The organism is Micromonospora musae (assembly GCF_003626545.1).
GTDB lineage: Bacteria > Actinomycetota > Actinomycetes > Mycobacteriales > Micromonosporaceae > Micromonospora > Micromonospora musae.
In genome coordinates, this window is the sequence record NZ_RAZS01000001.1 from 814586 (window position 1) to 829195 (window position 14610).

Genomic DNA, 14610 nt, shown 5'->3' on the forward strand with positions numbered 1-14610 from the left:
TACCCTCTCACCGCAGGCAGGTCAGTGCTCAGGCCAGACAGCCCGCATCTTTCCGAGTACCCGGTTGAAGCTGGCGACGTAGCCGTCGAATAGGTCCCCACCGCCGAGGCGGCGCAGGTGCAGCACCGGGGCGTAGGCCGCCGGCGTGCCGTAGAGGTGTGTGTTGACCAGCATCTCGTCATCGAAGCGATAGATGGAGTTGTAGAGGATCGTGTCGTGGTAGTAGATGCCGACCTGGTCCAAGTCGCGCAGCTCCTTGTAGAACGCCAGCGAGTTGAGGATCTTGTTGGACATCGCCTGTCCGATACCCTCGTCGTCCCCTCGCTCGGCGATGTGCTTGCCCTCCGGGTCGCCGAAGAGCAGCTCGACCTGGACCCCGGACAACGCCTTCTCGCGTAGCGTCGGAACCCATCGGTGGTTGAACTCGGGCAGGAACAGCCCGCCATAGACCAGAACGCCAACCTGCCGGGTGGCCTTCTCCAAGAGCTGCTGCCAGAGGTCGGTCGGGACGGCTCCGCGGCGCGGGTAGATGTGGACCACCTCCGACTGGCTGACCTGCGCCGCTCGCTGCGTTGGCAGAGCGTCCGGCCAGAGGTACGACTCGCTCTCGTCGAGCAGCTCGGCGATGGAGTGGCGGTAGCGGGGGTACGGGTTCCGGCTCTGCGTTACCCACCGCTCGACGGTCTTCGGGTCCACGCCCAGCCTGTCGGCGAGTGTGGCCGGCGTCAGGCCCTTCTTCAGCATGCCGCTGCGTAGGCGGTCGTTCGGCACCTGAGCCTCCCTGCGTTGCGATGGGACGAACCGAGGGACGTCTAACCCTAACAAGGACGTCCCAAGTCGTCCATGTCTCGTGGTGAACTCGTCATCACCCATCGACGCAATCTGATTCCACAAGAGCTGCCGTCCAGAGAGGACGCGATCGGCCCGCCGATAGGGCCCTGCTCACGAATGAAGGAGTCAGTCATGGGACGTCTGCTGCTGGACACCTCGCGGGTGTCGTACGAGGTGTCGGTGAACCCGGTGCCGAAGCTGGACCAGAACGGTCAGCAGAAGTTCGACCGGGAGACGAAGAACCCGATGTGGACCGTCCACCTGTACGCCCTGTCCGAGGGTGCCGCCGAGGTCATCAACGTGACCGTGGTCAGCCCGACCGTGCCGCCGGTGACGGTCCGTCAGCCGGTCATGCCGGTGGACCTGGAGGCGTTGCCCTGGGTCAACGACCGGGACGGCAAGGTCCGCTCCGGTGTGGCGTTCCGGGCCTCGGGCCTGAACCCGCTGGACACCGTTGCCGCCTAGCGGCGGGGGTTCCTCGATCGGCTCCACGGAAGCGAACTGGTGGACACGGGGTCGCCGTTGATTGGCGTCGTCTGCGACCCCGCGTCCTGTCCAACAAATCCGGTCCCCTAGCAGGGAGGACTTGTCGTGTCCAAGTTTAGCCAGAGGTCCCCGTTCGGCTGGTCGAACCGTGGGGGCAACGCCATCACTGTCATCGAAGCACCGGTTGCCCGCTCGTATCGTCGTCGGGCCACCATCGCGTTCTGGGTCACCCTCGGCGTGGTCGGCCTCCTGGCGGCCACCGTGGCGTCGCACTACACGCACCCGATCGTGGGTGCACTGCTCGGCGGAGTCATCGGCGCTCTTCTCGGCGCGGTGCTGTTCGCGCTGATCGTGGCGTGGCCGGTCCTGCGCGTCTTCTGGCACTGGCTGCCGGAAATCGTGCTCGGCCTGGCCGCCGTCTACGGCTGGACCGCACTGATGCAGTCCACCCCGCTGTGGGGTTCCCTGCTCGTCGTCGCCCTGGTCGTCGGCCTACCGGCCGCGATCGGCCCGGCCCGCCGCCGCATCATGGCCTGGATCTGGTGCCTGGTTGTGCGGCACCGCCTGCGGATGTGCTTCGCAGCGTTTATCGCCACGAATCGCTCCGGCTCGCTGCCGCTGATCCTGCCCGCCCGACCGACGCCGGCCGGGGAACGGGTCTGGGTGTGGCTACGCCCCGGTCTCTCGCTCCGTGATCTGGAAGCCGACGGGCAGGTGCAGAAACTCGCCGTGGCGTGCTGGGCCAACGAGGTCCGCGTCATGCGTGCCTCCCGCAAGTACGCGGCACTGATCCGCGTCGACATCACCCGCCGCGAACCCCTGGCGGACACGATCGTGTCGCCGCTGCCGGACTACGTCCCCACCGACGTGCCGGCCAACGCCCCCACCTCCCCGGGCATGCCGCCCGTCGGCCTCGACCTGCCCGACGTGCCGGACGAGCCGGTCACCCCGACTGACACTCCCCGGCCGCGCAAGCCGCGCAACCCCACCACCAGCACGAGCCCGAACGGGTTCGACCCCTCCGACTACGCCTAACCAACGACCGGGACGGCGCGGACCAAGCACCCCCAACGGGTCGAGCGTCCGCGCCCCTTCCCACCCCATTCGCCTTTGACACGTACGTGTCAACCGACCCTCGGGAGCACTCATGGCCAACACGAGCCCTCTGGGAATCCAGACCAGCGACCCGGCGGAGTCGGTGCCGGTCGCGTCGGTCCTGTCCATCTTCAACCCGGTGTTTCTCGGCATCGACGAGTTCGGCCAACCGGTCTACCTGCCGATGATCTACCGCAACATCCTCATCGGCGGTGAGCCCGGCGCGGGCAAGTCGAGCCTGCTCAACACCATCGTCGGTCACGCCGCCCTATGCCCGGACGTGCGGCTGTGCCTGCTCGACGGCAAACAGGTCGAACTCGGGCTGTGGGAAGACGCCTGCGACGTGTTCGTCGGTCCCGACATCGAACACGCGATCCGCACCCTGCGCCGGGTGCAGACGGTGATGGACAACCGCTACTCGTTCCTCAAGGCCCGCCGCCGCCGGAAGATCGGCCCCAACGACCTGTTCGGTCAGATCCTCGTCGCCTGCGACGAGATCGCCTACTTCTCCGCCACCGCCGGGGACGAGAAGACGCAGAAGCTGTTCGCCGCGCTGCTGCGCGACATCGTGGCCCGGGGCCGCGCCGTCGGCATCATCGTCGCCGCCGCAACCCAGCGGCCGTCGTCGGACATCATCCCGACCTCGCTGCGCGACCTGTTTGCTTGGCGGTTCGCCGGCCGCTGCACCACCGACGTCTCCTCCGACATCGTGCTCGGGCACGGCTGGGCCGCCCGCGGCTTCTCCTCCAACAGCATCGACCCCAACAACCAGGGCGCCGGCTTCCTCATCGCTGAGGGCGGCATCCCGGCCCTGGTGAAGGCCGCTTACATGACGGATGCGGACATCATCCGGGTCGCCGACTACGCGGCCTGGACCCGCCGGCATAGCGGCCTCACCACCGCCGCCGAGGGTCACGCCACCGACGTCAAGGCTGCGGCATGAAGACCACGGCCGCACCCGTGACTCGGGTCTTGGACCTGGTGCTCACCGGCGACGGCGAGGACATCGCCGCACTCACCACCATCGCCCGCAACGCGGGCGCGCTCATCTTCCGCACCGCACCCACTGCCACTGACGACGGACGGCAACGGGTGTTCCTCCGGCTCCACCTGCACCACCGATAGAGGAACGGCCGACAGACCGGGACCAGCCCTAGGAAAGCGAACCCGGCCCGTCGGCCACCAACCACCGCCCACGAAAGGACGTGGCCGTCATGAACCCTACCCAAAATCAGCCCCACACCCCCGGCGCGCTGGCCGACCTCACCCCGGCCCACATCCTGCGCTGCGCCGCCCGCTACCTCGAACTGCACGGCTGGCACCAGGGCACCTACTACAGCAACCAGGGCGGAACCTTCCCGCCCGCCTGCACCGTCGGTGCGATCGGCATGGCCGCCCACGGCCGCCTCATCACCATCCCCACCACCAGCGGAGCCGGGCTTCGCGACTGCCGCCGCGCCCTGGATTACCTCACCGACTACCTCACCGATCTCAGCGTCATCGCCTCCGAAGACGAGTGGAGCACCGCCCCCGCTGACCTCATGGAGTGGAACGACCGCGACGACCAGGACGCCGCCACGGTCATCAACACCCTCCGCGCATCCGCCGACAACTACGACTGGGCGCACGCCACGGAGGAACAGCTCGAGACCTACGCCGAGCACGAGTACAGCAACGAGCAGCTCCCGACCCGTGAGGGCTTCCTCGCCTGGCTGGGTGCCCGATGAGCACCGCCACCCACACCACCGACGTGACACGTACGTGTCAAAACGCCGTCTCCACCGCCGCGCTGATCAACGCGCTTGAATCCGCCTGGGCCGCGATCCGCGAGCGGCACAACGAAATCCCGGCCGCCGTCATCGTGGTCGGCTCCGGCTCCCCCACCAAGCCCAGCCAGGGCATGAAGTGGGGCCACTTCGCCGCCCTGCGCTGGCAGGCAGGCGACACCCAACTCCCCGAAATCCTCATCTCCGGCGAGGGCCTGACCCGCGAGCCCGACGCCGTGTTCACCACCCTGCTCCACGAAGCGACCCACGCCCTGGCCGACGCGCGAGGCGTCCAGGACACCTCCCGGCAGGGCCGCTGGCACAACAAGAAGTTCGCCACCCTCGCCGCCGAACTCGGCATGTCCACCACCAAGGACGACAAGCTGGGCTACTCGCCCTGCACCCTGTCCGACCTCACCCGCGCCCGCTACCGGGCCGTCATCGCCGACCTCGGTGAGGCGCTGCGCTTCTACCGCCACCCGGAACCGACCGGGGAGGGCAAGTCCCGCACGAACAACAACAACGGCGTCTCGTGCGAGTGCGAGTGCCCCCGCAAGCTGCGCATTTCCACGGCGGCCTTCGAAGAGGGCCCGATCGTCTGCGCCGTCTGCGGCGCCGCGTTCCTGCCCGAGGACATCGACCGCGACACCTACGAACACCCCACCTTCGCCACCGGCAACCCCGCCGGCGACGGCCAGGACGACGGCGATGACTCGGAGGACCCGATGGTGTTTTACGACCCGACCGGCGAGCGCTTCGGCCTGCCGACTTACCCCTACAAGTTCGCCCCGGACGGGCTGCTGACCCGCCGTCAGCTCCGCGCCCGCCAGCTGCGCCCCGGCGGCCAGGAACCCGCCGCTCAGATCCTCTGGCGTCGCGGTAAGCGCGTCGCCTACCTCTTCCGTCTCGACCTCGCGGTGCCCAAGCGCACCGCCACCGCCGCCCAACGCGCGGCCATCGACAAGGCGCTCACCGCGCGGCGTACCTGCCCCGACTGCGGCCAGGTCAAGCCCTACTACATCCCCCGCCGTACCGGCACCTGCCTCGACTGCCACTGAGCCGAAAGGACACCGACGTGTTCCGCTACATGATCTCGTTCACCTACCGCACCCCCGACGGCCACGCCTTCACCTCTGTCGAGTGGCCCTTCAAGCGGCAGATCCGCTCCATGGACGACATCACCAGGGTCAGCCTCGACCTTCGTGAGCGCGGCTTCATCGACGCCGTCATCCTCAGCTTCTCCCTCTTCGCCGACCCCGCCCCCAACCCGCAGGCGGCGTCATGACCACGACCAATCGACCCTCGCGCGGCTGGGCCTACCTCGGCCTCATCCTCGGCGGAATCGTGTCCGTCGCCGCGAACATCGCGCACTCGTTCATCGCCCCCGACGGGGCACCGGAGAACTGGAACCCGGAGCCTGGCGCGGTTGTCTCCGCGATCGTCTGGCCGCTGTTCCTGTTCATCGCCATCGAGATCCTTGCCCGCACCCCCTGGCCGACCGGCTGGGGCTGGAACCTGCTGCGCTGGGTCGGGCTGCCGCCCGTCGCCCTGGTCGCCGCGTTCGTGTCCTACCGGCACCTGTCCGGACTGCTCGACCACTACAACGAGGAAACCCTCGTCGTCTGGTTCGGTCCCCTCGCCGTCGATGGCCTGATGCTCATGGCCACCGCCGCCCTACTCGCCACCAAGCACACCAACACCCGGCCCACCGAAACCGTCCCGGCACCCGCGCCGGCCACCACCGCCGAGGCCCCGTCATCCGACATCCCCGCCTCGCCGCTGGTCCGCCCGGCCGCCGCGACCCTTCCGGCCACCAACCCCATACCCGACACCGAACCCACCAACAAACCCGTCATGCCCACCTCTGGCGAGGACACCGATACCCCGACGACGGTCGAGCCCACCCCGGACACCACCGACAAGGACCCGACCCCGGCACCTGTAGCACCCGCGACGGTCACCACCAGTCCGCCGCCAGCGCTGCTGTCCAACGCCCGCATCGTCGCCACGGCCCACGAGAAGGCCCACGGTGAGCCCATCACCGCCGGCCAACTCGCCGTCCGACTGCGCGTACCCACCAACACGGCCGCCGACATCCTCACGGCCCTCACCAACCGACCGACTGTCAACGACAAGACCCACAACGGCACCGCCGTCGGAGCCACCGCGTGACCTCCTCGACGCTGCCTCTCGCACCCGGGACCACTACGGTCCCGGGCACGGGAGCCTCCGCCGACGCAGACACCGGCTATTGGCCCTGGGCTACCCCCACCCGCCCCACCCGCACCCCCGCCGACGACGGCTGGGTACGCGGCCACGACCCCCGCACCGTCGCCTCCGGCCGCGCTCGCGCCCAGGACCCCGACTACCCCGAATGGCTCGGCCACGTCAAAGCCGCCGCCGCTTGCAAGCACCCGATCCGGCTCGCCGGGCAGATCCACGTCAACGACGCCGACGGCAACCGCATCGCGACCGTCGACACCGAGGACATGCCCGACGGCGCGATCTACACCCCGTGCGGTAACCGCCGCGCTGCCGTGTGCCCGTCCTGCGCCGAGTTGTACCGCCGCGACACCTACCACCTCATCAAGGCGGGCTTGCAGGGCGACCGGTGGGGGCTACCGCCCCTGCACGAGCACATCGCCATCTTCCTGACGGCCACCGCGCCGTCGTTCGGGCCGGTGCATCACCGGGTGGTGAAGGTCCACGCCGCGGACTGCCGCAAGAAGGACGGCTGCACCTGCCGTGCCTCGGTCTGCCACCCCTTCGGCCGCACCTGCCCCCACGGCCGCGAGCTGCGCTGCGGCGTCCGGCACAAGGCCGGTGACAACCAACTCGGACAGCCGCTCTGCCTGGACTGCTACGACCACACCGGCCAAGTCATCTGGAACCACGAAGCACCCGAGCTGTGGCGCCGCACCATCCAACAAGTCGACCGCGAGCTACGCCGCCTCGGCCGCACCCACGGCGTCGAACTACGCCGCCGCTACATCAAGGTCTACGAATTTCAGGTACGCGGCGTCATCCACTACCACGCGCTCATCCGACTCGACGGCCACAACCCCGACTGCCCAGAGGCGATCGTCCCGCCGCCCCGCGTGGTGACTCGGCAGATGTTCGCCGACGCCGTAGAAGCCGCCTTCGTAAAGACCGCCTACACCTCCGCTGCGCACCCCGCCAACGGCGGCCAGGGCTGGCGGATCGCGTGGGGCGACAAGGGCCTGGACCTCAAACACGTCAACGCACCCGGCCATGAAGTCAACCTCGCCCAGATCAGCGGCTACATCGCCAAGTACGTCACCAAAAGCACCGAAGTCACCGGCCTGAACCTGCGCCGCGTCGACGACCTCTCCGTCGAAGTCCACGGCGACCCCGGCACCCACCTCGGCAGGCTCATCCGCGCATGCTGGGACCTCGGCGAGCACCCCGACTATGCACGACTACGACGGTGGGCGCACCAGTTCGGCTACGGCGGCCACATCGCTACCAAGAGCCGCGCTTTCTCCGTCACCCTCGGCTTCCTGCGCATGCAGCGCACCATTTGGCGGCGCACCGAGGGCCACCCCCACACCTGGGACGACGAACAGGCCGAGCGCGTCATCTACGAACTCGGCTACCAAGCCACCGGCTGGATCACCACCGGTGACGCCCTGCTCGCCAACACCGCCGCCGCGATGGCCCGCGCCCGACACCAGGCCGGCCTCGACGCCCTCGCCGACGAACTCGCCGCTCGTCCTGCGGCCCAACCTCTGGCCGCTTGACACGTACGTGTCAACGCCAGCGAACCCGTTCCTTGACAACTACAAAGTGGAAACAGAGCGCGTATCTACCGTTCCCGTAAGCGGGCACGCTCGGACACGGGCTATGCCTCCAGCCCACCAGCGGCTTCATGGTCGGCGAGAAGCTGGGCTGCCAACCGGTAGATCTCAGCCAACACGGACCCGACATCGCCATCGTCGTGCGGATAGCTGTCGTTGATGCTGCCCATGCCGCCGAACGCCTGCTTCAGGTGCTCAAGCCCGAACGCATCACCTTGGGCTACTCGCACACGATCCCGCTCAAGCCAACCCGCCCAGTGATCATCTCCAAGCTGGCGTAGACGGTCCTCCGCCTCGGTCAGCGCGGCGAGCAAGGCAGCAAGCCGCTCCTGCCTAGCTGAGATGCCGCTCCGCGTCATGACCGCATCGTAACGACGCAGGACGATCCCGACTCCACACAACAGGTCGGCGAAAGCCGCGCCTACATCACCATCACCCGAAAGGAGCCACCGTGACCGCACCCACCCCCGTGCATGAACTTTGGTCGATCACCGAGACAGCCGCCTTCCTCCGCGTTCCCGTCGGCACCCTCTACCAATGGCGACACCGCCGGACCGGGCCGCGCGCCTCCAAGGTCGGCCGCCACCTCCGATACAACCCGGCCGACGTCCAGGCCTGGCTGGAAGACCGGACGGCCTGACATGCCCATCGATGACCTGTGGTACCTCAAGAAACGCGATCCCCAAACGAAGAAGCCGCTCCCGTCCAAGCGGCACGGCCGGGGGAAACGGTGGCGAGTGCGCTACGCCGACGCCGACGGCAAAGATCGTGAAAGGTTGTTCGACCTCAAGCGGGACGCGGAAGCCTTCGATGTGCTGTGCCGCTCAGGGGCGGCGCCGGAGGTGCGGGTGAAGCGGGAAGAAGCCCGGCTTACCTTCGGCGAGTACGCGCAGCGGTGGAGGGAGTCACGCGAATCTGGGTGGGCCACGGAAACCCGGCGGCGTATACCGCAGAACCTGCGGAAGCACCTTCTACCCGTCTTCGGTGCTAAGGCGATCCGCTCCATCAACCTGACCGACGTGATGGGCTGGCTCGGCCGGCTGCTCGATGACGGTACGCCGAAGTCGTCGGTCAGCCTGTACTTCGGGTTGTTCAAGACCATCATGAATGCCGCCGTGATCGACAAGGTGATTCCCGACAATCCCTGCAACGGGGTGAAGCTCGCCCAGGTCCTGCGCGGTCTCTCGCGGGCACCGAAGTGGGTTCCCACCGGGGACCAGGTGCTCAAGCTCGCCGAGGTGGTACCGCGCCGTTTCCGAGCGGCAATCTGGTTGGGCGCCGGACAAGGGCTCCGCCTCGGTGAGGTCTTGGGAATGGAATCCGGCTCTCGCTGCGCGGACTACGACCATGGGGAGCTGCACGTCGTTCAGCAGCTGCGGCACTCACCGGAGCACTTCGGCGGCTTCTACCTCGCGACGCCAAAGAGCGGATCTTCCGGGACCGTCGACCTGGACGCGGTGGTAGCCGAGGAACTGGCCGCGCACATCACCGAGGTTGGTCCCGTCGAGTTCGAGCTTCCCGACATCACCACGGGAGAGCGCCTGACTCGGCCGGTGGCGATCCTGTTCACCTCGTCCCGCGGCAAGCTGCTGACCGACACCTACTGGTCGGAGTTGTGGGCGGACTGGCGAGAGGCTGCCGGTTGGCCGAAGGAAGGAACCTTCCACTCCTTGCGCCACTTCTTCGCCACGACGCTGATGAGCAACGGCGTCGAGCCCCAGGAGGTACAGAAGGCGCTTCGACACGCCAACCTGCGGATCACGCTGGAAACCTACGTGCACTGGCTCCCGAAGAAGGATCGACCACGCGGCCTGGTCGGCGACCTGCTGCGCCGGGCAGAGGGAACGCGGCGGGCACTCCCCGCTGACCAGGATCGGAGCTGAGTTGTGCCCTGGCTGTGCCGGGTGATCTTTGACCGGCATTCTTGCAGCTCAGAGACGGTGAAAAGTGGGCCGCCAGGGACTCGAACCCTGAACCTATGGATTAAAAGTCCACAGCTCTGCCATTGAGCTAGCGGCCCGACGACCCATTAGGCTACCCGACCGCCAGGGCGAAGCGCGCGGCTCTCGGGTTCGCCCTGGCGGCCGGACCGCCACGGAGATCCCCATCCGCCCGCAGAGACGTGATTGGAAGAAGAGTCAACACAGAATGTAGTCATGGGCATCACTCATGGTAGGCATTGACCATTCGGCCGATCAGTCGGCTCGGCGGCGACGGCCACGCTCCACCGGCGGGCCGATGACGAGCCGTAGCGGGACCGGCGCCCCGCGAGCGCCGGGGTCGTGCCGTTAAACCGCCACGACGAAGCCCGCTACCGTACCCGCGCGGCGTACACCGCTTGCCGAACGGGCAGCCGCGTCTTTGTCGGAGGTCCGATCGTGACGGGTCAGAGGATCTACGAGTGCTGAGCTTTTCGTTCGAGCTACGGCCCCTGGCCGAGGTTGCGCCATGGGGCAGCGCGCGACCGAACCTGCACTGGTTCGGGTTGACCGACGGCTGGTACTGGATCGACGTCGAGGGTCACGAGCTGCCGCGCTACCGCGACGAGGCCGTACACCGCTGGAACCTGGAGCGGCCGTACCCCGATTACTACCTGGCGCGGTTCTGGGAGGACCTACTCGTGCTGCGCTGGGCGTTGCAGGTGGCTGTCCCCGACGACCTCGTGCCGTTCGTCGACGGGACGTTTCCGCCACGCGAGTTCCCGGACGACGCGATCAGCGCCGAGGTCGAGGTCGCCTTCAACCTGCAGGGAGACCACCACCTCGACTTCGGTTACCTGACGGATGCCCCGACCGTGAGCTGTTACCGCCACAGCGTCGGCGGCGAAGACGTGGTGGCGCTCAGCCAGCTGATCCCGCCCGGCAAGCAGGGCACCTTCGAGGGGCCGGAGCGGCTGGACGTCGCAGTGCCGGCGAACGAGTTCTTTGCGGCGGTCGCGGACGTCGACCGCCGACTCATCGCCGCTATGGGAGAGCGCGTGACCGCGCTGGAGCGCAGCGGCCCGCCGTCCGGTATCGAGCTGGACCTGGCACAGCTACGGACCGAACATCTGGGCCGAAGTCGTTGGCTGGCCCACCGTCTGGCCTCTCCACGCCATGTCGACTGGGCGCGGGTGCGAGCGGGGGTCGCGGAGATTTCGACCTGGCCGGTGGAACCGGAATGACCCCCGCTCGGCCGGAGCCGAGCATTGATCGGCAGCGAGACCGGAGCCGGGTGGCTTCGTGACGGACTGGAGGATGGGCCTCGTGAGCTGGAGTCTTCTGATGTTCCCGCTGCACATCGCGGTCGAGAAGGGCGGGTGGGAGTGGGTTGCGGGCGCGGAGTCCTTTGGTTTGCCCGATGAGCCGCCGCCACCCCGTGAGCTGCCGACCGTCGCGCAGGTGCTCTCCGCCCTGCGGGAGACCGCGAGCCACGGGACGCCCTGGTTCGAGGTCGTGGACCAGGACGTGACGAGCTACCTTCCGCCCTGCCCGACCCCGGCGACCTGCCACTTCGCTGAGGGAGCAGATGTGGGCGAGGTCAGCCTCGGAGGCAACGGCGGCCCCTGGGAGCTGGACCGGACGGTGACGGACGTCAGGTTCCGGAAGCCGTACGGCCGGGCTGTCCTGGCGGTGGCGCTGGCGCTGGCCGAACTGGCCGGCCCGATGCTGGTGGTTGACAGCGGCGGTGAGCAGGTCTTCGTGGTCTCGCCGGGGGACGAGTCGACGCACCTGGCTCCGCATTGGCCGTGGTAGCCCGTCGTCCGGCGACGCATCGAACCAAGGGTTACCCGTCAGACCAGGAGCTCGGCCTGTGCCACGGTGGCCCGAAGGTTCCGCCGACCGAAGACCGGCGCGGAGGGCGGCTGCGCGAGGACGGCGTCCAGGTCGGCCACGCACTGCGGCGCGAGCCGGTAGATGCCCTGCACACCGAGGGAGTGGACCAGCCGCCCGTCGGCGTCGACGTGCTTGACGGTGCGGGTGCCGCGCAGAGAGCGGTACGTCAACCGTTGCAGCAGCTCGGGCGGCATGGCCGCGTCGAACCGCAGCGGGGTGCCGGCCTCGCCGAGGACGATCTCGCTGAGGCAGCTGTCGGCTGTGGACCGCCAGTCGGGGAAGCGATCCAGGTGGCCGGTGAACTGCTCGTCGGTGCCGGCGCTCCACTCGATGATCTCGGTGACCCGAACCCGGCCCAGCACGTAGAGCCGCTGGTCGTGCACACCGACCGGGTAGACCAGGTCGCCGGGGCGGACCTTGGCCCGTACGAAGCTGGGCATCGAGATGTGCGGGCCACCGAAGAGGACCTGCAGGGGCAGGTGGGCGGCGGCCGCGGGAGCGGCGGCCTTGCAGCGGTCCTTCGCCCAGAAGGCGGTGTACGCGTCGCTCACGTCCCGGAGGCTACGGCGCACCTGGGACACTCCCCCGGATTCGGCGATGGCGGTCGAGCGGCGCCGCCCGGTCACCCCGCGCGAGGATAAGGGCCGACGCCCTGTCGCCCGGTTGGGATAACGTGTCGCCCGTCGATCTGGGGAGATCTCCAGGGTCCTTCGGGGAAAGAAGCTGTCAGTGTCAGTTTGGAAGAAGACCACGATCGTCGCGGTCTCCGCGTTCACGGCGCTCGCGATCAGCGCCTGCGGCTCCGACTCGGGGTCGTCGGAGCAGCCGAAGCAGCCCAGTGCGCTGGAGCTGCTCGCCACCGACCTCAAGGGTTCGTTGCAGAAGATCGTCGACACGACGGACAAGAGCGACTCGGTGACCGTGTCCATGGAGGGCACGGCGGCCGGCGAGAAGCTCACCATGCAGGGTGTGCTGGATCTGCGCGACCCGCTCAAGGCCGAGATGAAGACGGCCGGCCCGGACGGCACCCCGATGACCGTCCGCATGATCGGCACCGCCGTCTACGTCGAGATCCCCGAGGCGGAGCGCGCCAGCGCCGACGGGAAGCGCTGGATGAAGCTGGACCTCGCTGCCGCCGGTGCCCCGGCGGGGATGGACTTCTCGAAGCAGTTCGAGGACGTCGACCCGACCAAGCAGGTCAAGACGCTGCTGGCCACCGAGGGCGTCAAGGTCGTCGGTGAGGAGACGGTCAACGGGGCGCGCACGGTCCACTACAGCGTCACCGCCCCCGTGGCGACGTACCTCGGGCAGGTCGACGCGAAGATGCGGCCGCAGGTCGAGGAGCAGCTGGCGAAGCAGGGCGTCAAGGAGGTCACGGTGGACCTCTGGGCCGACGAGCAGTACCGGCCGCGCCGCATGCACATGGTCATGGGCACGATGAGCGACATGACTGTCGACTACACCGACTACGGCAAGCCGGTGAACATCGAGACGCCGCCGCCGGCGGAGACCGCCGACCTCGCCGAGATGCTGAAGGGCCTGGGCGACCTGACCGCCGGGGTCTGATCGAAACCGAACCTGCCCGGCCGGTGACTCTCGTCGCCGGCCGGGCAGTGCCGTTTCCGGGGACGAACTCGCGCTCCGGACGCTGCCGGCCGGCCACTCCGAGCCACAGTGGAGCCGTTGCCACGGTGACGCTTGTCACCGTCTGCTGTAGACCGGTCCAAATGCGTAACGGACCCTATCCCCGGGACGCCGAGTGAGTGGTGGGGTGATCTCCACCTCGGCCCTCCGTGCCGGAGTGGCCGATCCAGCGACGTGAGGACGTCATGCGACCCAGTGCAACCTCCCGCTCGATCCGTCGTGCCTTCGCCACCTCCGTGTCCGCGCTCGCCCTCGCCGGGGCCTCGGCGGCGCTCGTCCCGGCCGACGCGGTGGCGGCCGGACGTACCGAGCCCGACCTGTTCGTCAACCTGATGACGGTCGACGCGTTGAACCCGGCGGAGGGCGAGACCTTCCGCACCCAGATCGACGTCCGCAACGGCGGCACGGGCACGTCGGGCCCGGTCAGCCTCACCGTGTCCGCGGCTGCGGGGCTACGGACGGCCGAGCCCGGTTGGTCCGACGGTGCGTGGACCTGCACGGCGGTGGGCGACACGAGCTACAGCTGCACCCACGCGGAGCTGGCCCCCGGATGGGCGGAGCGGGTCTGGCTGCCGTTCGTGGTGGCGGGCGCAGAGCCCGGCTCCCGGGTACCGCTCACCGCCACGGTCGAGCCGCAGCGCAAGGAGAGCAACACCGAGAACAACACCACCTCGGTGCCGGTGCCGATCTCCGGCACCTGTGTGGTGCGGGGCGTGATCTGGCACGACCTGGACCGGGACGGGCAGCGCGACGAGGGCGAGCCGGGCATCGCCCCCGGCCCGGACGGCGTGCTGAGTGTGAAGGTCGGGGCCCGGCAGAACGGGACCACCGGCGGGGGCACCGCCACGGTCAACCCGGACGGGACCTGGTCGCTGACCACCCGTACCGAGCTGCTCTACCAGGTCTGGATCGAGGCTTCCAGCACCTACGACACCACCGCCTCGAACGTCGGCGACGACGCCACCGACTCGGACATGGTGACCACGTACCAGCGGGACCCGATCCTGCTGACCTCCAGCGCCGAGTTCAGCGCCACGAACGGCGGGGAGTACGTGGTCGACGCCGGCCTGGCCACCCGTAGCTGACCGGCACGCGCCGACACGCAACGGCCCCGGTGCGCCCGCACCGGGGCCGTTGCCTTTCCCGGGCAGGACA

General features: G+C 68.7%; 18 protein-coding genes and 1 tRNA gene. 15 read left to right on the forward strand and 4 right to left on the reverse strand.

Annotation, left to right across the window (positions count from 1 at the left end):
- Positions 1-21: 21 nt before the first annotated feature.
- A complete protein-coding gene (locus D7147_RS03825; RefSeq protein ID WP_120673807.1) occupies positions 22-771 on the reverse strand; it encodes a helix-turn-helix domain-containing protein in 750 nt (249 codons plus the stop codon).
- 192 nt (positions 772-963) lie between these two features.
- On the opposite strand from D7147_RS03825, the gene D7147_RS03830 reads away from it, so the two are divergent.
- The 9 genes from D7147_RS03830 to D7147_RS03875 all read left to right on the forward strand — a co-directional run bounded on the left by D7147_RS03830 (position 964) and on the right by D7147_RS03875 (position 7939).
- Positions 964-1296 (forward strand): hypothetical protein, encoded by a 333-nt coding sequence (locus tag D7147_RS03830; RefSeq protein WP_120673808.1) that lies wholly within the window; start codon positions 964-966, stop codon positions 1294-1296.
- Positions 1297-1422: 126 nt separating this feature from the next.
- On the forward strand, positions 1423-2352 hold the full coding sequence (locus D7147_RS03835) for a rhomboid family protein (protein WP_120673809.1): 930 nt from the start codon (positions 1423-1425) through the stop codon (positions 2350-2352).
- A 112-nt stretch (positions 2353-2464) separates the two neighbouring features.
- Complete coding sequence (locus tag D7147_RS03840; RefSeq protein ID WP_120673810.1) at positions 2465-3355, forward strand: FtsK/SpoIIIE domain-containing protein; 891 nt, start codon at positions 2465-2467, stop codon at positions 3353-3355.
- A gap of 17 nt (positions 3356-3372) precedes the next feature.
- A complete protein-coding gene (locus D7147_RS03845) occupies positions 3373-3537 on the forward strand; it encodes a hypothetical protein (protein ID WP_233562891.1) in 165 nt (54 codons plus the stop codon).
- An 89-nt stretch (positions 3538-3626) separates the two neighbouring features.
- Positions 3627-4139 (forward strand): DUF6197 family protein, encoded by a 513-nt coding sequence (locus D7147_RS03850; protein ID WP_120673997.1) that lies wholly within the window; start codon positions 3627-3629, stop codon positions 4137-4139.
- A gap of 764 nt (positions 4140-4903) precedes the next feature.
- Positions 4904-5236 carry an RRQRL motif-containing zinc-binding protein gene (locus D7147_RS03860; RefSeq protein ID WP_120673998.1) on the forward strand — a complete coding sequence of 111 codons (333 nt, stop codon included), beginning with the start codon at positions 4904-4906 and terminating at the stop codon, positions 5234-5236.
- Positions 5237-5253: 17 nt separating this feature from the next.
- Positions 5254-5463, forward strand: a complete 210-nt coding sequence (locus D7147_RS03865; RefSeq protein WP_120673812.1) for a hypothetical protein — start codon at positions 5254-5256, stop codon at positions 5461-5463.
- Positions 5460-6350 carry a RodZ family helix-turn-helix domain-containing protein gene (locus tag D7147_RS03870; protein ID WP_120673813.1) on the forward strand — a complete coding sequence of 297 codons (891 nt, stop codon included), beginning with the start codon at positions 5460-5462 and terminating at the stop codon, positions 6348-6350. The genes D7147_RS03865 and D7147_RS03870 overlap by 4 nt, the downstream gene beginning before the upstream one ends.
- Positions 6347-7939: a replication initiator gene (locus D7147_RS03875; RefSeq protein ID WP_120673814.1), complete on the forward strand. Its 1593-nt coding sequence runs from the start codon at positions 6347-6349 to the stop codon at positions 7937-7939. The genes D7147_RS03870 and D7147_RS03875 overlap by 4 nt, the downstream gene beginning before the upstream one ends.
- 101 nt (positions 7940-8040) lie before the next feature.
- Here D7147_RS03875 and D7147_RS03880 read toward each other — a convergent pair whose 3' ends face one another.
- The gene (locus D7147_RS03880; protein ID WP_147437328.1) at positions 8041-8355 is read right to left on the reverse strand and encodes a DUF6966 domain-containing protein; all 315 of its coding nucleotides are present in this window, start codon (positions 8353-8355) and stop codon (positions 8041-8043) included.
- 92 nt (positions 8356-8447) lie between these two features.
- Here D7147_RS03880 and D7147_RS03885 point away from each other — a divergent pair, with 92 nt between their 5' ends.
- Entirely contained in the window at positions 8448-8636 is a 189-nt protein-coding gene (locus D7147_RS03885) for a helix-turn-helix transcriptional regulator (protein ID WP_120673816.1), read from the forward strand.
- A 1-nt stretch (position 8637) separates the two neighbouring features.
- Entirely contained in the window at positions 8638-9879 is a 1242-nt protein-coding gene (locus tag D7147_RS03890; RefSeq protein ID WP_120673817.1) for a tyrosine-type recombinase/integrase, read from the forward strand.
- 65 nt (positions 9880-9944) lie between these two features.
- Here D7147_RS03890 and D7147_RS03895 read toward each other — a convergent pair.
- A tRNA-Lys gene (locus tag D7147_RS03895) sits at positions 9945-10016 on the reverse strand.
- A 381-nt stretch (positions 10017-10397) separates the two neighbouring features.
- On the opposite strand from D7147_RS03895, the gene D7147_RS03900 reads away from it, so the two are divergent.
- Together D7147_RS03900 and D7147_RS03905 are read left to right on the forward strand one after the other, a co-directional pair.
- A complete protein-coding gene (locus D7147_RS03900) occupies positions 10398-11159 on the forward strand; it encodes a DUF5984 family protein (protein ID WP_120673818.1) in 762 nt (253 codons plus the stop codon).
- Between the two features lie 82 nt (positions 11160-11241).
- Complete coding sequence (locus D7147_RS03905) at positions 11242-11730, forward strand: hypothetical protein (protein ID WP_147434721.1); 489 nt, start codon at positions 11242-11244, stop codon at positions 11728-11730.
- A 38-nt stretch (positions 11731-11768) separates the two neighbouring features.
- On the opposite strand, the gene D7147_RS03910 is transcribed toward D7147_RS03905, so the two are convergent.
- Complete coding sequence (locus D7147_RS03910) at positions 11769-12362, reverse strand: hypothetical protein (protein ID WP_147434720.1); 594 nt, start codon at positions 12360-12362, stop codon at positions 11769-11771.
- Positions 12363-12540: 178 nt separating this feature from the next.
- On the opposite strand from D7147_RS03910, the gene D7147_RS03915 reads away from it, so the two are divergent.
- Together D7147_RS03915 and D7147_RS03920 are read left to right on the forward strand one after the other, a co-directional pair.
- A complete protein-coding gene (locus D7147_RS03915) occupies positions 12541-13377 on the forward strand; it encodes an LppX_LprAFG lipoprotein (protein WP_120673821.1) in 837 nt (278 codons plus the stop codon).
- Positions 13378-13640: 263 nt separating this feature from the next.
- Entirely contained in the window at positions 13641-14540 is a 900-nt protein-coding gene (locus D7147_RS03920; RefSeq protein WP_147437329.1) for an SdrD B-like domain-containing protein, read from the forward strand.
- Positions 14541-14610: the final 70 nt, after the last annotated feature.